Source organism: Bradyrhizobium hereditatis, assembly GCF_020329435.1.
Taxonomy (GTDB): Bacteria; Pseudomonadota; Alphaproteobacteria; order Rhizobiales; family Xanthobacteraceae; genus Bradyrhizobium; species Bradyrhizobium hereditatis.
Window position 1 is genome coordinate 260,783 of sequence record NZ_JAGKJK010000010.1, and the last position, 18,923, is coordinate 279,705.

Sequence of the window (18,923 nt, forward strand, 5' to 3'; positions counted from 1 at the left end):
CTAGCCGCGGAATGAGGAAAGATCGATGCGGCCATTATACAGCCGCGCCATCAGCTGCAGCGCCGCATCGCTTTGTGCAGCGCTCCAGCCGCCATACTCGGCGTTGAGCCTGAATTTGTCGATCACATCCTGCCGGGTCAGCGGCTCCCGCGCGCCGCCTCGCAGATGGGGCTGGCGCTCCTCGACAACGCTGCCGTCATTGAGGGTGGCGCGGACATGGCCGGTGTAGTTGTTCGGATATGGATTGACCGGATCAATCACGAATTTCACCTTGGCAGCAAGCGCCAGCACGCGCTCATCACGGATTGCGCTTTCCGTGAATGCACCGAGCCCTACGCCGCCGTGCACGAATCCGGCGGCCAACAGATAAGGCGCGGCGAACTTGGCGGCATAGCCGTTGGCCGGACGCTGTTTATCGACGAGCGGCTCCCAGAGCCGGTGCACGGTTCCCTCCGCCACCTCGCAGACGATCTCGACAACGTCCTCTGGCTTGATGCCGCGCGCGGCCAGGCGGCGCGCACAATCGATATAGGGCTGGGCCATCGTTCCACATGGATAGGGCTTGAACGCCAATGTATCCGTCACCCATCGCGTGCCGAAGTCGCCGGTCAGTGCGTCGTAGTCGCCCTGGGTAGTGCGAGCAAAGCCATGGAACAGGCCATGCGCGCCCTCAAGCACCGTACGTGGCCCCACGAATCCTGCCCGAGCCAGCAGCGCCGCGCGGATACCCGATTGCGCGGCCCAACCGGCATGCAGCCGCTTGGTCCAGGCGCCTTCGGCAAGATATTCGATGATGCCGCCTGCCATGCTACCGGCGACACCGAGCGCATCAACGATCTGCCTGGCATTGAGGCCAAGCGCAGCGCTAACGCCGGCCGCCGCGCCCAGCGCGCCAAATATCGCTGTCGGATGGAAGCCTGCCTTGTGAACGGCCTTCGACACCACAAGGCTCAAGCGGCACAGCACTTCGGTGCCGACCGCGATCCCGATCAGCGCCATGCGGCCATCCGGATTGTGCCGCTCGCAAGCGGCGAGCACCGCCGGCACGATCACGGAGCCTGCATGAACCGGGCCGCCCTCGAACGTATCGTCGAAATCCTCGCCATGCGCAGCGGTGCCGTTGACGAAGGCAGCGCCGGCTGCGCTTAGGGTCCGCTTGTGCCCGATCGCCGTGCATCGGCCATCGTCGTCGCAGCCGGCCAGCGCGCTTCTGATATAGTCCTCGTTGCGCGCGGTGATGCACAGGCCGACCACGTCGATCAAAAGGTCCTCGCATTTGCGCACGGTGGCTTCCGGCAATGTACCGGGCGTGAGTGCGACGATCTTTTCGGCCAGCGTTTCGGCGACCGAAATCCTGGGCAATCCGGAAGCCATGCCGGTCAAACGCGGAAGATTTTTGTGTAGCGCGCCTTGATGGCCTCGCTTTCCTTCTCAACCGCCGCCGCATCGTCCTTCATCGTCCTGATGTCCTTGAGCGGCGTGCGGCCGGCCTTTTCGACGGCTTGCGAATGCACCGAGCGAAGGCCGCCAACGTCAATGATGAGCTGCTGGGCTTCCCGGCTAAGACTGAACGACTGGAACAGCCTTGCCGCATTGGGATTGGGAGCATGTTTGAAAATGCCGTTCGGCCCGATGATCAGCGGCGAGCCCTCCGTGGCGTAGACCGGCGCGACCGGGCGGCCCGCCTCCTTCATCTGAAAGATGTTGTATTCGTTGCCGTCGGCCATCACCGCGCGCTCGCCGAGATCGAGCTTCTTCGGCGGATCGGCCGACGACTGCACCTGCATGATGTTCTGTTTGGCGAGCTTTTCGAAGTAGCCCCAGCCGAGATCGCGCTGCATCTGATAAGTCGCGGTCATGATGGTGCCGCTGTAACCCGGATGCGCTTTGACGATCTTGCCCTTCCATTTCGGATCGAGCAGATCGGCAAAGCTCTTCGGCGCCTCCTCGGCCTTCACCAGATTGGTGTTGTAGGCGATGATGCTGAGCCAAACACGGAAACTCGCAAACTGACCATCCGGATCCTTGTGCTCCTCAGGATAATATTTCGCGACATCCTCCGTCACGTAAGGCGCCAGAATGCCGTCGCGCTTCCAGACGATGAAATGCGCCGCATCGGATGAATTCACCACGTCGACGGCATGAATGTTGCTGGAGTATTCCTGGCCGATGCGCTGGAACAAGCGCTCCGCGCCGGTGCGTTCGACCCGTACCGCAATGCCCGGATATTTCGCCTCAAAGGCTTTTGCCAGCTTCTCCGCGACCGGTAGATCGGTCGAGGTGTAATAAATGACCTTGCCCTCCTTCTTCGCAGCCTCGATCAACGCGAGCGTCACTCCCTCCGGCGGCGGAGCAGCAGCAATCACGCGCGTTGAAAATGCTGCGCTTGCGAAAACAGCGCCGGCGCCCTGGAGCACATTACGTCGCGAAATCGAGATCTTCATAGGCGCTCCCAATATTCCTTTATCGAGCCTTCTTCGGGCTCGCTCCTGCGCGGTTTCCGAGACACCCGAGATTATCTTTTATTCCAAGATCGCGCAGCCAGTCTTTCGTCGACAGCGCGTTCCCATTGCAGCTAGACTTGCGAGAAGAAATAAAACAAGCGTCAGGGGATGGGAGAAATGACGGGCCCAAGGATTGTATTGGCTCTGGCTCTGCTCGCAACGTCGCTCACTGGCGCACACGCGCAGGACTATCCCTCGCGACCGGTGAAAATAGTCGTCCCGTTCGGCGCCGGAGGGCCAGCCGACGTTACGGCGCGCCAGATCGGCAACATCCTGCAGGAGAGTTTCGGTCAGGCCTTTGTGGTCGAGAACCGCACGGGAGCCGGCGGTGTGATCGGCACGCAGGAAGCCGTGAAGTCGCCGCCAGATGGTTACACGCTGCTGATGATGTCGAATACCCAGACCGCGAATGAATCGCTGGTGCCGCAGCGCAAATATGAACTGATGCGCGATCTCGCGCCGATCGCGCCGGTGAACTATTCCGACCTCGTGATCGTGGTTCATCCTTCCGTGCAGGCCAAGACCCTGCAGGAATTCATTGCGCTGGCCAAATCGCAGCCGGGAAAATTGAACTACGCCTCTTCCGGCCAGGGCACGCCATACCACATGGCGGGCGAGCTGTTCAAAGCCATGGCCGGCGTCGATCTTGTGCATGTGCCGTACCGCAATAGCGGCGAGGCACGCAGCGGCGTGATCGGCGGCCAGGTTCAGATGATGATCGATGCACTTCCGGCGATGGCTCCCAACATCGCCGAAAATCAGGTTCGCGCGCTGGCTACGACGGGCAAGATGCGTTCGACCGTGCTACCCAATGCGCCGACCGTGATCGAGGCCGGCGTTCCCGGTTATGAGGCCACCATCTGGCTCGGCCTGATGGCACCCGCGGGCACGCCGAAGCCGATCATCGACAAACTCAACGCGGCGGTGAACGACATTGTGAAGCGACCTGACATCACAAAACTATGGTCTCAGCAAGGTGTCGTCCCTATGTCAATGACGTCAGACGAATTCGACAAATTCCTCCGCGGCGATATCGTGAAGTGGGCGGAAGTGGTCAAGAAGTTCGACAAGCCACCGCAATAAGAAGCCACCAGAGAAGGCCTGCCCTCGATGCCAATCGTTCGATTTCGCCTCAACGGCGTCGAGCTGGAAATTGACGCCGATCCCGACCGCTCATTGCTAAGTATCTTGCGCGGGCAGCTTGGCTTGACGGGGCCGCATTTCGGCTGCGGCGCCGGCGAATGTGGCGCCTGCAATGTGATTGTCGGCGATCGCGCGGTCTCCGCCTGCGATATGCCGCTATGGTCGGTGGCCGATAAGGACGTCATGACCATCGAAGGGCTGGGAACGAGCGAGCGACCACATCCGCTGCAGCGCGCCTTTATCGCTGAACAGGCGCTGCAATGCGGCTATTGCGTCTCGGGTATCCTGATGAGCGCCGCGGCACTGCTGAAACGAAATCCCTCGCCGACAAGCCGCGAGGTGAAGGAAGCGCTCGACCGCAACCTCTGCCGCTGCGGTTCGCATAACCGCATGCTGCGGGCGGTGCTGCGCGCGGCGGAAGAAATGGCGGCAGGATGAACCAGCAGGCGCCCTCCCTCTCCCCGCCAACACTGCCGGTAAGCCTTGCAGCGAACCCAAAACTCTCGGCGTGGCTGAAATTCTCGAGCAACGGACAGGTCGCGATCTCACCCGGAAAGGTGGAGATCGGACAAGGCATCGTGACGGCGCTGGCGCAGATCGCCGCAGATGAGCTCGATATCGATCTGGCTCGCGTGCAGATGGTCCGCGCATCCACCGCCGGCAGTCCCAATGAAGGCGTCACATCGGGCAGTCTTTCCATCCAGCAATCCGGCCGCGCGCTGCGCCATGCCTGCGCCGAGGTCCGCCGGATCTTTCTTGAGCAGGCAGCGGAACGGCTGGGGGTCGATGTCGATGCGCTCGAGATCGAGGACGGCACCATTTCAGGGCCCGGCAATATCAGGACAAGCTACTGGGAGCTCGCAGAAGAAGTCTCGCTCGATCGCGACGCTACGCCCGGTGTGACGCCCAAGATTGCGACGCGCCGAACGTTGGCCGGAAATTCCGTTCCGCGAATCGACATTCCGGACAAGGTGTTTGCGCGGCCGCGCTTCATCCATGATCAGGTATTGGCGGGAATGCTGCATGGCCGCGTGCTGCGCCCGGAGAACGCAGGCGCGAAACTTGTCGAACTGAGGGAAGATGACGCGCGTTCCGTTGCCGGTTTCGTCGCAATCGTGCGAGACGGCAGTTTTGCGGGAGTGGTCGCCGAAACCGAGCACGGTGCGGAGGCGGCCCTCAATGCGCTGCGCAAAGGCGCGAAATGGTCCGATGGCGAGCCCCTGCCGGACGAAAGCGATCTCGCCAATTTCCCCAAAGCGCAGCCGTGCGAATCCTCTGTTATCAGCAAGAAAACTGCGGCATCGCCCGGCACAGTCGCGCGAACCATCCGGCAGCAATATACCCGCCCCTATATTGCGCATGCATCGATAGCGCCGTCCTGTGCGATCGCGCAGTGGTCCGGCAACCGCCTCCAAATCTGGACCCACAGCCAGGGCGTCTATCTCCTGCGCACCGATCTTGCGATGGTTCTCAAGCTGCCCGTCGAAAACATCACCGTCGAGCATATCGAAGGTGCGGGTTGCTACGGGCATAACGCTGCCGACGATGTCGCGCTCGATGCCGCCCTGCTCGCCAAAGCCGCCGGCGGCCGGCCGGTGCGGGTGCAATGGTCGCGGCAAGGCGAAATGTCGGATGCGCCGTTCGGCGCGGCGATGGCAATCGAGATCGAGGCCGAGCTTGATGCGCAGGATGAGATCATCGGCTGGCGACACGACATCTGGAGCAACGGCCACGTGGCGCGGCCGGGTCGCGCGGCGCAGCCCGCCTTACTGGCAGGGTTCGAACTGGAGAACCCCTTTCCACGCATGGTCTCGACCAATCCGCCGCAGGCCAATGGCGGGGGTGGTGATCGTAATTCGATCCCGCTCTATGATTTTCCATCCTGGCACATCGAAAGCCACCGCCTGACAACGATGCCTATACGCGTCTCCGCACTGCGGACGCTTGGTGGGCAAGGCAATGTGTTTGCGATCGAATCCATGCTCGACGAAATCGCCGTCGAGCGCGGCGAGGATCCGGTCGCGTTCCGGCTGCGCCACTTGCGGGATGAGCGCGCCAAGGACGTCATCCGCGCCGTCGCAGCCCGTGTCGGTTGGAAGCCGGAGAAGCAGCCCGGTATCGGGTACGGCATTGGCTTTGGCCGCTACAAGAACACCGGCGCCTATTGCGCTGCGATCGCCGAGATCGAGGGCGCGCAGGACATCCGCGTCAACAAGCTGACGTTGGCAGTCGATGTAGGCGAGGCCATCAACCCCGACGGCGTCATCAACCAGGTCGAAGGCGGCGCCATTCAATCCACGAGCTGGGCGCTAAAGGAACGCGTCCGCTTCGACCGGCAACGCATCACGAGCACAGCCTGGACGGAATATCCGATCCTGCGCTTCAGCGAAGTGCCCGATGTCGAGGTTGAACTCATCCAGCGCTCCGACATGGACCCGGTCGGCGCAGGCGAGGCCGCCCACGGTCCGGTGACGGCCGCCATTGCCAATGCCGTGTTCGACGCGCTGGGCGTGCGGGTGCGCGATTTGCCGATCACGCGCGACAGACTTATCGCCGCGATGGAATTGACCTGATGGTCAGCCTGAACATCCTGAGCGGCGGTGCAGCGCAAGGCCTGGTGGGCAGCCTGACGCCGGCCTTCAAGGCCCTGACCGGATTCAACATCTCGGGCGAGTTCGGCGCGGTCGGCGTCATGGCAGACAAATTGCGCCAGGGCACGCCGGCTGACATCGTCATCCTGACCGCGGCCCTCATCGCCAAACTGGCGCAGGAGAAGCTTGTCGTTGCCGCATCGATAGACGACGTCGGGTTGGTCGAAACCGCCCTCGCCGTTCGCTCCGGCGATCCGGAGGCAGCGGTAAAGGATGCTGTCGGCCTGCGCCAAGTCTTGCTGGCCTCAGATGCTATCTTCGTGCCGGACACCAAATCGTCGACGGCTGGAATTCACGTTGCAAACGTCCTTCAGCAACTCGGCATCGCCGATGAGGTCGCCGCCCGCTTAAGAATTTTCCCCAATGGCGCAACAGCGATGCGTGAACTGGCGACATCCGAAGCACGGCGTCCGATCGGCTGCACGCAATCGACCGAGATCATCAGCACCAAGGGCGTGACCTTGTGCGGCTCACTGCCCCCGGACTGCGAACTTGCAACGATGTACACGGCCGGCATCACGACCGCGGCTGCTCACCCGCAACAGGCCCAACACCTGATCGACTTGCTGATCGGTGCCGAACAACATGAACAGCGGACGCGAGCCGGTTTCATCAGCCGCCGGAGGTAGCTTCACCTCATCGTCCAGCTCCTGAACGACACGCCGCGCGCCGCACCAACCAATGCGTGATACTATTTTTGGTTGTCAAAGCACATTCATATACTAATATATTAATCGAGGAAACACATGCCCGCCCGTGCATCAAAGAAGACGGCACCAACGGTTCGCCGGATTGCGGCCGGTACCCGCCGCAGCGGAAGACCGCGCGCGGCGACCGCCGCATCCAGGATCTATTCCGATCTTCGAGCCGAGCTAGTGTCGCTGCAGCGCCGCCCCGGCGAAGCCATCTCGGAGGCGCAGATTGCGCTCTCCTACGGCGTGAGCCGTACCCCCGTCCGCGAGGCCATTCTCAAACTATCGGATGAAGGTCTGCTGGAGATCTACCCCCAGTCCGGCATATTTGTCTCGCGCATTCCGATCGCAGCACTGCCCGAAGCCATCATCATCCGCAAGGCGCTGGAGGAGACCACTGCGCGGCTAGCTGCGGAGCGCGCAACATCGAGCCAGATTTTGGCGCTGCAGTCGATCCTGGAACGCCAGCGCGAGGCCAGCGCTGCCGGAGATAGCGACACGTTCCATCAGGCCGATGAGATGTTTCATGCTGCGGTCGCTGATGTCGCCGGCTATCCTGGTATCTGGAAGTATATCCAGCAAGTGAAGGTTCACGTCGACCGCTATCGCCGGCTGACCCTGCCCCAGCGCGGGCGGATCGCAAAGGTGATCGTCGAACACGAGGCCGTTCTGACCGCGATCGAGGCGCATGATGCGGAAGGCGCGAGGCGGGCAATGGAAATTCATCTCGAGAGCCTTCTCGAGAACATCTCGGCCACCCAGCACATCAATCCGGAGTACTTCGACGAACAACCGTAGAGTCTGGAAAGTCCACAACGATAAACAAACGTCAGGAGGAACACCATGAAACGCCGCGACTTCATCAAGTTTAGCGCAGGGCTCGGTGCCGCGATGGCGGCTACGACGCCGCTATCATCAGCATTTGCGCAAACCAAGATGGTGCTGAAAGCATCGGACGTTCACCCGCTGGGCTATCCGACGGTCGAGGCCGTCGTCCGGATGGGTAAGAAGCTGGAAGCCGCCACCAACGGCCGGCTGACGATCCAGATGTTCCCCTCGATGCAGCTCGGCGGCGAAAAGGAAATGATCGAGCAGGCCCAGCTCGGCGCGCTGCAGTTCGCCCGTATTTCGGTCGGCGCCGTCGGTCCCGTGGTGGATGACGTCAACGTCTTCAACATGCCGTTTGTCTTCCGTAATACAAAGCACATGGAGAAGGTTATCGACGGCGAAATCGGCGACGAATTGCTGGCGAAGATCTCCGCGAATGAAAAGACCGGCCTGATCGCGCTGTGCTGGATGAACGCCGGCTCGCGCAATGTCTATAACAACAAGCGGCCGATACGGACCATCGCCGACCTCAAGGGCCTCAAGGTCCGCATGATGGGCAACCCGCTGTTCGTCGACACGATGAACGCACTGGGCGGCAACGGTGTCGCACTCGGCTTCGATCAGGTGTTCAGTTCGATGCAGACGGGCGTGGTCGACGGCGCCGAGAACAATCCACCTTCGTTCATGGCGCAGAACCACTATCAGGTGGCCAAGTATTTTACGATGACCGAACACCTGATCATTCCGGAGCTTCTGGTGTTCTCGCGCATCTCCTGGCAGAAACTGTCGCCGGAAGACCAGGCTCTGATCAAGAAATTTGCGAAGGAAGCGCAGCAGGAGCAGCGCGTGCTCTGGTATGAAGCGGAGAACGCTGCCATCGAAAAGATGAAGGCGGCCGGCACCGAGATCATCACCGACATCGACAAGAAGCCGTTCCAGGAAGCCGTCAAGCCGGTTTGGGACAAGTACGGCGCAAAGTATGCCGCGATGGTCAAGCGCATCGAAGCCGTCCAATGAGACACCGCTCGCGACCGAGGCGTGGCCGGCGTCTGTTAGTGCCGGTCACGCCTCTTGAGTCTCTTGCGGGATCAAGAACGCTGTCAGTTCCGAGGTCAAAATGTCCTATTCTGTGGCCGGAATTTTCCGGCGTGTGAACGATGCGGTGTACTGGACCGGCGCCGCGATCGCGTGCGTAGCGCTCGTCCTGGTCTCGGCGGTGATCCCATGGGCCGTTTACACCCGATACATCCTCAACAGCGCCTCGTCATGGCCGGAACCGATGGCCGTGTTGTTGACCGTCGGGATTACCTTCATCGGCTCAGCCAACTGCTATCGCCAGCGCATTCACATGAATATGACGGTTGGGACTGACCTATTGCCGCCGCTGCTGCGCCGCGCCTCGCTGTTCCTCAGCGAAATATTGATGGGCGTGATTGCTATCTTCATGATCGTTTGGGGACTGCGCCTCGTTCGGACCACCTGGGACAATTCGGTGGACGAATTTCCGTGGCTTTCGGTCGGCGTCACCTATCTCCCGATCGTGGTCAGCGGCGCCATGATGCTCCTGTTCGTCGTCGAACGCCTGACCATCGGCCCGCCGCCGCGCGACGGCGCTGATGCTCACGTACCGGTCGAGTAACTGCCATGGATATCGCGGTCCTGCTCCTCAGCATGTGCCTGTTCTTCGCGATTGGCATGCCGATCGCCTACGCGCTGGCGCTGTCCGCACTTGTCGGTGCGCTCTGGATCGATTTGCCGGTCGGCGCGGTCATGCAGCAATTTGCCAGCGGCGTCGGGAAAGTCTCGATGTTGACCATCCCCTTCTTCGTACTGGCGGGCGCCATCATGGCCGAGGGCGGAATGGCCAAGCGGCTGGTCGACTTTGCAGCCGTGGTCGTCGGGTTCACCCGCATCCGGGGCGGTCTCTCGCAGGTCAATATCCTTGCGACCACGATCATGAGCGGCATCTCCGGATCGTCGGTCGCCGACACCTCCGCCATCGGATCGGTGATGATACCGCAGATGGCCGCCAAAGGCTATCCGCGGGTGTTCGCGACCAACGTGACCATCAGCGCTTCGCTGCAGGCCATCATTGTCCCGCCGAGCCACAACTCGGTGATCTATTCGCTGGCGACTGGCGGCGTGGTGTCGATAACCAGCCTGTTCCTGGCCGGCGTGCTTCCCGGCCTGCTGCTCGGCTTTTCGCTGATGGTGCTCTGCCTGTTCTATGCTTATCGTGACAAGCATCCCAAGGGGGAGCCTGTGCCGATCCGACAGGCGCTCAAGATGCTCGGCGACGCCGCATGGGGCATCGTGACGCTGGTCATCGTTCTCGGAGGCATACTCACCGGCGTCTTCACGCCGATCGAGGCTGGCGCGGTCGCCTGCGTCTGGGCGTTCTTCGTCACCATGTTCATCTATCGCGACTACAAATGGTCCGAGCTGCCATTGCTGGTCTACAAGACGCTGCAAACGGTGGCGATGGTGCTGACGCTGGTCGCGACCGCGTCGTGCTTCGGCTATGTCGCCGCGCTGATGCAGATGCCAGCGAAGATGACCGAATTCTTCGTCGCCACATCGAGCAACAAATACGTGCTGCTGATGTGGCTGAACATCATGCTGCTGGTTCTTGGAACGGCGCTTGATCTTGCTCCTCTGCTGCTGATCTGCACCCCGATCCTGCTGCCGGTGGTGAAGAGCTTCGGCATCGATCCCGTGCATTTCGGCATCGTCATGCTGCTCAATCTCGGCATCGGCCTGCTGACGCCGCCGGTAGGGACGACACTGTTCGTCGGCTGTGCCATCGGCAAGGTTTCGGTCGACGAGGTAATGCGCGGTATCTGGCCGTTCTACTACGTGATGTTCACGGTGCTGATGATCGTGACCTACGTACCCTGGCTGTCGCTGGCGCTGCCAAGGGCGTTCGGATTCTAGCAAACGCAGTTCGCGTCAGGAGACTCCGTATGAAGATCATCGACCTCAGCCGCGAGCTCTATCACCGTACGCCGAGCTATCCCGGCCACCCACCCGTGATGCATGGCGTTTGGAAGACTCACGAAGAATCCTTCGCGGAGTCCGGCAATGTGCACGGGCTGGCGTCTATGTTCATCTCCATGGTAGACCATGCCGGCACCCACATCGACGCGCCCAGGCATTTCGGCAAGAGCGGCATATCCATCGATCAGTATCCGCTCGAGAAATGCATCGTGCCGGGCATCTGCCTCGACCTGCGCCACATCGCACCGTGCGCCGAGATCACGCCTGCCGATTTGGAAGCCGCGGTGAGGAAGGCCGGCGTGCCGGTGCCGAAAGGCGGCACCGTCCTGCTCTGCACCGGTCATCACGAGCGAACATTCCCCCACAAGGAATATTCAACCGACAATTCCGGTGTGAACGTCGCGGCCACCGAATGGCTGGCGCTGCAGGGCATCGTGCATTTCGGCATCGATTCGATGCGGCCGGGCCCCGAGGGCAAGGTGAACGCGCTCGTTCACAAGGCCTGCCTCGACCTCGACATCACCCATATCGAGAGCCTGTGCAATCTCGAAGCGTTGCTGGGGCATGGCCAGTTCACTTTCATCGGCCTGCCGATGAAGTGGCGCGGCGGGACAGCGTCGCCAATCCGTGCCGTGGCGGTGTTTGATATGTGAAAGCAAGCAAGCCCGGCCGCGTTGTCGCGGATAAGAAGCAGCTTATTCCCCCTCACTCCCGGATCCCGCTTCAGCGAGATCACGAAGCGCCTCGGCATTCAGCACGACGATGGCACCATGCTCGAGGCGCACCCAATCGCGGTTTGCCCAGGCGCGCAGCTGCTTGTTGATGCTCTCCCGCGTCATGCCGACCATCTCGCTGATCTCCTGCTGGGTGATCGCGATGGTTCGACCCGGCTGCGCCGGCTTGTGTTTTTCGGACAGGCGTAGCAATGCGCTCGCCAGCCGTCCGGGCAGGTTCTGCAGTATAATCTGCTCGACCTGGTCGCTGGTCCATCGCAACCGCTCACAGAGCAATTCGATGAACTTCATCGCCAGCGCCGGCTGCTCCTTCACGAAAGGAATGAATTCGCGCCGGTCGATGACGAACAGCTCGCAATTGGAGTTTGCAATCGCGTCGGCCGAGCGGGCGCCGCCGTCGAGCAGCGCGATTTCGCCGAAGATTTCTCCTGGCTCGATGATATTCAGAATCGCGCTACGGCCATCGGGCGAGGAAATGCTCATCTTCACGGTGCCCGAGATCACCGCATACAGGCTGTTGCCGGGATCTCCCTTGGAGAACAGCGTGGCGCCCCGCTTCAACGTGGCGTGTTTCGCATAACGGCAGAGTTGCTCGAACGCCTCGGGCTCGAGGTCAGCAAAAAACGGGTGCTTGCGCAGCACCGACAGCTTGCCGTTCGAAAATCCGTGAGCTTCACCCGTCCTTTGTTGAGGCACGACGTCAAACTCCAGGGAACAGGGGTTGCAGCCCTTCCGTAATCAAGGCCGGCCGGCTTTTCAACCGGAAAGCGCGGCACTGCGTCGATTTAGCGGCCGAAAAATGAAGATGGCCGCCAGCATTAACGCACCGATAACCGTGGAACCAGCGATCAGATAGTACAGCCAATCTAGCTGCGCGACGGGCTGTTGCAGCAACAACCATCCACCAATCAACACTATAACGGCCCTGGACAGGCTCACAAGCAACGGAGTGCTGGCCCGCCCCCATCCTTGGTAGGCAGACAGCAGCACGACCGAAACGGCCATGAACCCGTAGGCCACTCCTGTCACTTGGAAGTAGTCGGATGCCGCGGAAACGGCCTTCTCGGCGTCGGTAAACAGGCCAGCGATCGACCGACCTGAGATTGCAACACCGAGCCCCATCGCCGTGAACACGGAAGCAGCCAGCGCACACGAGACGAAAGTCACGCGACGCGCCCGCTCAAGGAGGCCCGCTCCGACGCAAGCCGCTACCATCGTCGTCGTGCCCACCCCAAAGGCGAGTACCAGAGACGAAATAAGAAGTTCGACGCGGGAAGCCAATCCGTATCCGGCCAGCGCCTCGACCCCGAAGCGAGCGACATATGCCGTGATCGCGATCAGAGCGACGTTGGTGACCAGTATCTGCATCGATGACAGAGATGCAACCTTAAGAATACGAGATAAGAGGTCCCAACGGAGTCGAAAATTCGCGAAGGTGAGATGGATGGGACTTTTGGCGGACTGCAAATGGATCAACATTCCGACGACGCCAAGCGCGTAATAGCTCAACATCGCGATCGCGGCGCCTACTATCCCAAGTTTGGGAATCGGTCCCCATCCAAATATCAGAATCGCGAAAAGCGGGAGCGTAGCGGCCGCGCGCAAAATGGTGATGCGAACTGTCGTTTTCATGTCTCCGGTGCCCCGGATTATGGCGGTCAGGCTACCGAGAAGCCAAAGACTGACCGAGCCACCAAATACGACATTGGAGTACGCCAACGCTTGCTTAAGAGATTCGTCCCTTGCTCCTAACGCACCGAAGATCACTGGTCCAAGACCAAGCAGTATCCCGGCCGAAACTGCACCAAGGATCAGCGAAAGCAGGATCGCATGCATCGCAAGCGTCTCCGCTTCCGAAGATCTTCCGGCGCCCAACGCCTGAGCTACCGCGGACGATATCGCGCCACCCATAGCAATGGTGGTCACTGCAACAAATAGCGTAACGAGCGGCGCAACGACACTTATTCCCGCAAGCGCGTCGATGCCAAGACGGCTGAGGAAAAAAATCTCGATAGCTGCTACTGCATTTTGAACCAGAATTTGAACGAAACTGGGCGCGGCGAAACTGAGCAATACAGCCGGAATTGAGCCCTCGAGTGATCGCCGGATGTTCGTGTTCTGGGGCTTAGGCGCTGCGACAGCAACCGAAGTACTCTTCATTAGATTTCATCCGCTGTCGAATGGGAGATACAACCCTGGACTGCAGAAAGGCGATCCAACATTACAAACGTTTTGTGCAACCAGGGATTTTGCTGTAAATTGACAACAGCGTGCATGTGACCGCGACATTTGATGGCTTCGACAAGGCGACGCCATCTGGTGAAGCAAAACAGCTCGGTGCCAGACGATCGCGAACCTGGTGCACGCCTCAATACCGATAGCTCAACCTGCAAAGGAAGTCGACGATGGGTGGCATTTACAGCGACGAATTCGAGAAAAACATGAATGCTCTGACGAGCCCGGCCAATATCAAGGCGACGGCTAGGAAATTCGTCGAGTTTGAAAAGACGAATGGAGCATACAGTTTTGGAATGTTCGCAAAGACGCTGCTGCCGCGACCGGCCGATTGGGCCGACCAATATGGTTCAACAAAGGGCTATAACAACTGGGAAAAGCACGCCGGAGCCATTCCCAAAGAAATAACCGAACGCATAACTTCGATTACGTTTTCCAACTATCGCTCTGATAATCCGCTTCCGGTGTTAATGAAGATTGGTACCAACGTCGACGCGACTTACGACGTACAAATCAAGAACTTCATTCACGAGGGCATAGAGTACATCGGCATCCTTATGCTTTGCCCGAATCCAGCTCTCACGTCCGCGGCCAAGGCGGAACAGCGCGAGATGGTCAGCGCGTAAAACTTCAGCATCTTCAGGTAATGCGATCAGCTCAGCATATGTCTGGCTGATCGCATTTGCTTGGCGCATAATATTGTCCCGCTTCCAGGCAACAGTGCCGCAGAGGCGGAATTATTCCGATGACCGGCTGACGATCCGGCGCCTGTGATGAACTGCGAGCGCACGGTCTGGATCTGAGAGCCAGCTTCTCCATTCGCCAACTGCTGGTTGCAGAACGGTCCAGCCACTCCGCACATTGCACCGTCTCCTCGGTGAACCTTTCCGGGCATGCTTGGCACTAACGGCTCGAACTAGCCGTTCAACACAAACCGCGCGGCGGCCAAGAGTACTCGATCCGGCGCGCTTTGATAGCGATTGAGGAAAATACTATGTTGAGATTTGCTTTGCTGGGCGGAGCAGCCCTCCTTTCTGCAGCAGTCGCAATGCCGGCCGCGGCACAGGAGGTGGTCTACAATCCTGGCTACTGTGCACAATTCTATCCGAACGCAAACTGCCAGAACAAGGGGCCTAACAGCCCCTATACCGGCGAATATCAGCTGCGTAGTCAGATTCGCGGAGCTTATGCGTGGGGTGTTAGCCCCTGTGCGATGGGCGCCGACTACTATATCGGCCGCGGCGGCCGGCGCTACGCCTGCTATTGATCGCAGGATTGATTGCCGGCCGCGGGCGGCAACGGCGCCAACAGTCGGCAGCTATTCCTTGGCGATTCCGATTTCCCTGATCACGCGCTCATACTTCGCAAGCTGATCGCGCGTCATGGCACGCAGCTCCTCCGCTGAACTACCGCGCACCGCGAAACCAAGCTCTTCAAGTTTGCGGCGAACTTCGGGATCGTGGACCGCCTTCAGCACCTAGGCGTTCAGGCGGGCGAGAATATCCTTCGGGGTACCCGCTGGAGCAAGAACCGCGAACCATGAGTTGAAAAGGAAGCCGGGTAGGCCGGATTCCGAGACGGTCGGCACGTCAGGAAATTGCGGTAATCTCTTCTCCGTGGTCACCCCGATCAGCTTTAGCTGACCGCCGCGCATGAGCGTTGCGACCGTGCCCAGTCCCTGAAAGCCGACGGGGATTTGGCCGGCTGCGATATCGGTGGCTGCTTGGGTAGCGCCCTTATAGGGTACATGCGTAAGCGATGAGCCTGCCGCCGATGCAAACATCGCCATCGCCAAATGCTGCGGGCTTCCCGGTCCGCCTGAACCATAGTCGATCTTGCCGGGCGCCGCCTTTGCGGCCGCGATCAGATCTGCTGCACTCTTGAAGCTCGCTCGATTGCTGGCAACCAGTCCCCATTCCACCGTTGCAACCAAAGACACCGGCTCAAAATCCTTCAAGATGTCCCAGCGCATTTTGGACTGCAGATTCGGCACCATTGTCATGATGCTGTCGTTGAACCCGCCAATCGTGTAGCCGTCCGGTTCGGCGCGGGCGACCGCTTCCGCCCCGATCAGTCCTGACGCACCCGGCTGGTTCAGGATCACGATCTGCTGGCCCAAATTGTCGGCCATCTTCAGGGTGACGATCCGCGCGGCGACATCGACGGCACTTGCCGCGGCCAGCGGCACGATCATCTTGATGGGCCGATCCGGATAGTTCGCTTGGGCGATCGCGTGCTGGATTGAGAACACCACGCACACAGGCAGCAGCAACTGGATCAGACGCATTCGTCTCCCCCTCGCCGGCAGATTTTCACGTACGGCGCCGCCTCTTAGTTAGGCAAAGCTTGCCTCCGAACTCTCCACTTTGCAATGATCCCACAATGTGCGATGGGCGGACAGCGAATCGACCGGCTTCTTGCCGGCTGAAGATGTGGAAGGCAGTTAAAGCAGCTTTCCGTCCAGTCCAAAAAACGGGTGTGGGCCGTCGAAGGTGCCTATGGGGACCTGGTGGGTGACGACGGCGCCGCTCCCCTCGCCCGGAAACCAGCTATGCAGATGGAAGGCTGGCGGCTCGACCTTGAAGGAGGGTTCGCGCAACTCGGCCAGGTCGAGATCGACCGCGTGATTAGGGGCCGGGCAGATCGTGGTAGGCACGCCCGCAAACATGGTCAGCGTCGCCCGATGGACATGCCCGGTCGCGATCAATTGCACGCGCCGATGACGCTGGACGATCGGCGCGAGTTGGTCCGCGTTGAGGAGATTCTGGCGATCCATGTGCCAAATGCCTGCCTTGAATGGCGGATGGTGCAGGAACAGCAGCGCCGGCCGATGGGGAGAGGAAGCGAGGATCGCATCAAGCCATTGCAACGTTGGCTCATCGAGTTCGCCATGCGGCTTTCGGTGCACACTCGAGTCCAATAGTAGCAGGTCGAGCCCAGCCACCTCGATCTTCTGGTTAAGCGGACCGGATACGAAAGCATACGAAGCGGAAGGAAACGCTGCGCGCATCAACTCCCGCGAGTCGTGATTGCCCGGAATGCCGGCAAACGGAAGCCTGAGCGGCGCCAGCAGCCGCTTAAGATGCTGGTACTCCTCGGCCGTCGGCGTGTCCGCCAGATCACCGGAGATCACCACAAAGTCGGGCGCCGGCTCGAATTCATTGAGAGCGGCCACGCAGCGTTCGAGCGCCTTGGCGGTATCGACGCGGCCATAGGCAAGTGATCCTGGCGGCTTGATATGCAGATCGGAAATCTGGGCAATATGAACCGGTTTTGGCGACATCGACCTTCTCAGTTCTCGGGCGGCAGCAAGCGGATGGCATCCGGCGAAATCGATAGTCCGATCCGTTCACCGGGCCTGGCTTGAACCGTATTCGGCGCGTCGATCGTGATCAACCTGTCGGATACGCCGCTTACGACCAACCGTTGCCTGTCGCCAATGAAGCTGACGCTGTCGATGGTACCGGAAAGCGACGCAGCTCCAGCTGCCGCTACGCGGATCGTTTCGGGGCGGATCATCGCAACCGCCGCCGGCACGTCCGTGTCGCAGTAAATCGGTTGCCGTCCACCCGGCAATATGAGATGACCGTGCTCGATAGCTGCTTCGACGATATTCGCAGCGCCAATGAATTCAGCGACGAAACGGCTTCGCGGCGTGAAGTAGATCTCGCGCGGCGTACCGATCTGGGCAATCTCCCCCTTCTGCATCACGACGATACGGTCGCCGAGCTCCATCGCCTCGGATTGATCGTGCGTCACATAGATCGTGGTGATGCCAAGCGCGCGCAGCAGGCGATTCAGTTCACTGCGCAGCCGGTCGCGCAATGCAGCATCGAGCGCCGTCAGCGGTTCATCCAGCAACAGTATGCCCGGCCGGATCGCAACCGCACGCGCCAGCGCCACGCGCTGGCGCTGGCCGCCGGAAAGCTGGTCGATGCGGCGATTCTCAAGGCCTGAGATGTTGGTGAGCGCCACCAGTTGGGCGACGCGTTCGGCACGCTCCTTGTTAGAGACCCCGCGGATTTTCAGGCCATAACCGATATTCTCCGAGACAGTCATGTTGGGAAAGAGCGCGTAGGACTGAAACACCATGCCGACGTTACGCCGCTCGATCGGCACGGCCGTCATGTCCTTGCCGTCGAACGATACCTTGCCGCCTGCATCGGGCTGCTCCAGGCCGGCGATGATGCGCAGCATGGTGGTCTTGCCGCAGCCGGAAGGACCAAGCAGAACCAGTGTTTCACCGCGTGCGATGTCGAGCGTTGCCGGTTCGAGCGCGCGAGTGCCATCCGCAAAGGTCTTGCCGCAGGCCTCGATACGTACCGCGGCGCCATGCCCGGTCTGCGCACTCATCTCCTCATGTCCTTCTCGGCAAGCAATTGCATGGCAACCAGCAGCGGAATGATCATCACGAAGAAGATCAACGTATAGGCCGAAGCTACTTCCAGCCGCATCGAGGCATAGCTGTCGGCGAGCCCGATCGGCAACGTCTTGGTCAATGGTGTGTGCAGCATCCAGGTCAAGTTGAACTCGCCGAGCGACAACGTCACTACCATGAGGCTGCCTGCCAATATGCCCGGCAGTGCATTAGGCACGATCACATCGCGGAAGCGCCGCCACGGCGAAGCACCAAGCGACGCTGCGCCTTCGTCCAGCGTCTTGATGTCGATGGTCGCAAATACGGCCATCACCGACCGCACCATGAACGGCATGGTAAAGATGACATGGCCCACGAGAATGAATAGCCAGGAACGGCGGAAGTCGCCGAAGCCGCCAAAGGTCAAGAGCAAGGCCAGCGCGATGGCGAGGCCGGGGATCGCGAGCGGCAAAGTGATGATCTCCTCGATGAGACGCGACATGCGCCCTCCCCTGATGTGCAGCGCGTAGGCGGCTGGTACGCCGACGATCAGCGTCAGTGCGAGGGTTGCAAATGCGACCACGAATGAGAGCAGAATGGTGCCGGCATAGAGGTCCCATACCTGCGCGACCCATTGCAGCGTCACGCCGGACTGGATGCCGCGGAAATAGTTCACGGTCACGCCGGCGGAAATCGACAGGATCGCCGGGACCACCAAAAAGGAAGCGACCAGCAGGGTGAAGATGAGCTGACCGGTGAAGATCAGGCGATCCCGCATGGCT

General features: G+C 60.4%; 20 protein-coding genes. 11 read left to right on the forward strand and 9 right to left on the reverse strand.

The features are described from left to right. Together J6524_RS23915 and J6524_RS23920 are read right to left on the reverse strand one after the other, a co-directional pair. Complete coding sequence (locus tag J6524_RS23915; protein WP_225675066.1) at window positions 1-1,374, reverse strand: MmgE/PrpD family protein; 1,374 nt, start codon at window positions 1,372-1,374, stop codon at window positions 1-3. Window positions 1,375-1,379: 5 nt separating this feature from the next. Then, window positions 1,380-2,444, reverse strand: a complete 1,065-nt coding sequence (locus J6524_RS23920; RefSeq protein ID WP_225675068.1) for an ABC transporter substrate-binding protein — start codon at window positions 2,442-2,444, stop codon at window positions 1,380-1,382. Between the two features lie 177 nt (window positions 2,445-2,621). Between J6524_RS23920 and J6524_RS23925 the strand changes: the two genes are divergently transcribed. From J6524_RS23925 to J6524_RS23965, 9 genes are all read left to right on the forward strand, one after another. Continuing rightward, the gene (locus J6524_RS23925; protein ID WP_225675070.1) at window positions 2,622-3,587 is read left to right on the forward strand and encodes a tripartite tricarboxylate transporter substrate binding protein; all 966 of its coding nucleotides are present in this window, start codon (window positions 2,622-2,624) and stop codon (window positions 3,585-3,587) included. A gap of 27 nt (window positions 3,588-3,614) precedes the next feature. Next, window positions 3,615-4,085 (forward strand): (2Fe-2S)-binding protein, encoded by a 471-nt coding sequence (locus J6524_RS23930; protein WP_225675071.1) that lies wholly within the window; start codon window positions 3,615-3,617, stop codon window positions 4,083-4,085. Further along, on the forward strand, window positions 4,082-6,220 hold the full coding sequence (locus J6524_RS23935; protein ID WP_225675073.1) for a xanthine dehydrogenase family protein molybdopterin-binding subunit: 2,139 nt from the start codon (window positions 4,082-4,084) through the stop codon (window positions 6,218-6,220). The genes J6524_RS23930 and J6524_RS23935 overlap by 4 nt, the downstream gene beginning before the upstream one ends. Continuing rightward, complete coding sequence (locus tag J6524_RS23940; RefSeq protein WP_225675075.1) at window positions 6,220-6,927, forward strand: molybdate ABC transporter substrate-binding protein; 708 nt, start codon at window positions 6,220-6,222, stop codon at window positions 6,925-6,927. Before J6524_RS23935 ends, J6524_RS23940 begins: the two co-directional genes overlap by 1 nt. Window positions 6,928-7,044: 117 nt before the next feature. Continuing rightward, entirely contained in the window at window positions 7,045-7,788 is a 744-nt protein-coding gene (locus J6524_RS23945) for a GntR family transcriptional regulator (protein WP_225675076.1), read from the forward strand. A 45-nt stretch (window positions 7,789-7,833) separates the two neighbouring features. Continuing rightward, complete coding sequence (dctP, locus tag J6524_RS23950) at window positions 7,834-8,835, forward strand: TRAP transporter substrate-binding protein DctP (RefSeq protein ID WP_225675078.1); 1,002 nt, start codon at window positions 7,834-7,836, stop codon at window positions 8,833-8,835. Window positions 8,836-8,935: 100 nt separating this feature from the next. Then, entirely contained in the window at window positions 8,936-9,457 is a 522-nt protein-coding gene (locus J6524_RS23955) for a TRAP transporter small permease (RefSeq protein WP_225675080.1), read from the forward strand. Between the two features lie 5 nt (window positions 9,458-9,462). Further along, the gene (locus J6524_RS23960) at window positions 9,463-10,752 is read left to right on the forward strand and encodes a TRAP transporter large permease (RefSeq protein WP_225675082.1); all 1,290 of its coding nucleotides are present in this window, start codon (window positions 9,463-9,465) and stop codon (window positions 10,750-10,752) included. Between the two features lie 29 nt (window positions 10,753-10,781). Then, on the forward strand, window positions 10,782-11,468 hold the full coding sequence (locus J6524_RS23965) for a cyclase family protein (RefSeq protein ID WP_225675084.1): 687 nt from the start codon (window positions 10,782-10,784) through the stop codon (window positions 11,466-11,468). Between the two features lie 42 nt (window positions 11,469-11,510). Here the strand turns inward: J6524_RS23965 and J6524_RS23970 are convergent, their stop codons facing one another. Continuing rightward, complete coding sequence (locus J6524_RS23970; RefSeq protein WP_225675085.1) at window positions 11,511-12,245, reverse strand: Crp/Fnr family transcriptional regulator; 735 nt, start codon at window positions 12,243-12,245, stop codon at window positions 11,511-11,513. Between the two features lie 60 nt (window positions 12,246-12,305). Then, window positions 12,306-13,709, reverse strand: a complete 1,404-nt coding sequence (locus J6524_RS23975) for an MATE family efflux transporter (RefSeq protein WP_225675087.1) — start codon at window positions 13,707-13,709, stop codon at window positions 12,306-12,308. 245 nt (window positions 13,710-13,954) lie between these two features. Here J6524_RS23975 and J6524_RS23980 point away from each other — a divergent pair, with 245 nt between their 5' ends. Next, on the forward strand, window positions 13,955-14,410 hold the full coding sequence (locus tag J6524_RS23980) for a hypothetical protein (RefSeq protein ID WP_225675089.1): 456 nt from the start codon (window positions 13,955-13,957) through the stop codon (window positions 14,408-14,410). 368 nt (window positions 14,411-14,778) lie between these two features. Next, a complete protein-coding gene (locus tag J6524_RS23985; RefSeq protein ID WP_225675091.1) occupies window positions 14,779-15,051 on the forward strand; it encodes a hypothetical protein in 273 nt (90 codons plus the stop codon). 51 nt (window positions 15,052-15,102) lie between these two features. Here J6524_RS23985 and J6524_RS23990 read toward each other — a convergent pair whose 3' ends face one another. The 5 genes from J6524_RS23990 to J6524_RS24010 all read right to left on the reverse strand — a co-directional run bounded on the left by J6524_RS23990 (window position 15,103) and on the right by J6524_RS24010 (window position 18,919). Then, window positions 15,103-15,261, reverse strand: coding sequence for a hypothetical protein (locus J6524_RS23990; protein ID WP_225675093.1), 159 nt, complete (start codon window positions 15,259-15,261; stop codon window positions 15,103-15,105). Next, entirely contained in the window at window positions 15,262-16,071 is an 810-nt protein-coding gene (locus J6524_RS23995) for a Bug family tripartite tricarboxylate transporter substrate binding protein (protein ID WP_225675095.1), read from the reverse strand. It lies immediately after the preceding gene. A 156-nt stretch (window positions 16,072-16,227) separates the two neighbouring features. Next, window positions 16,228-17,067, reverse strand: a complete 840-nt coding sequence (locus J6524_RS24000) for a phosphodiesterase (protein WP_225675097.1) — start codon at window positions 17,065-17,067, stop codon at window positions 16,228-16,230. Window positions 17,068-17,075: 8 nt separating this feature from the next. Beyond that, on the reverse strand, window positions 17,076-18,137 hold the full coding sequence (locus J6524_RS24005; RefSeq protein ID WP_225675099.1) for an ABC transporter ATP-binding protein: 1,062 nt from the start codon (window positions 18,135-18,137) through the stop codon (window positions 17,076-17,078). After that, window positions 18,134-18,919, reverse strand: a complete 786-nt coding sequence (locus J6524_RS24010) for an ABC transporter permease (RefSeq protein WP_225675101.1) — start codon at window positions 18,917-18,919, stop codon at window positions 18,134-18,136. Before J6524_RS24010 ends, J6524_RS24005 begins: the two co-directional genes overlap by 4 nt. Between the last annotated feature and the right edge of the window lie 4 nt (window positions 18,920-18,923).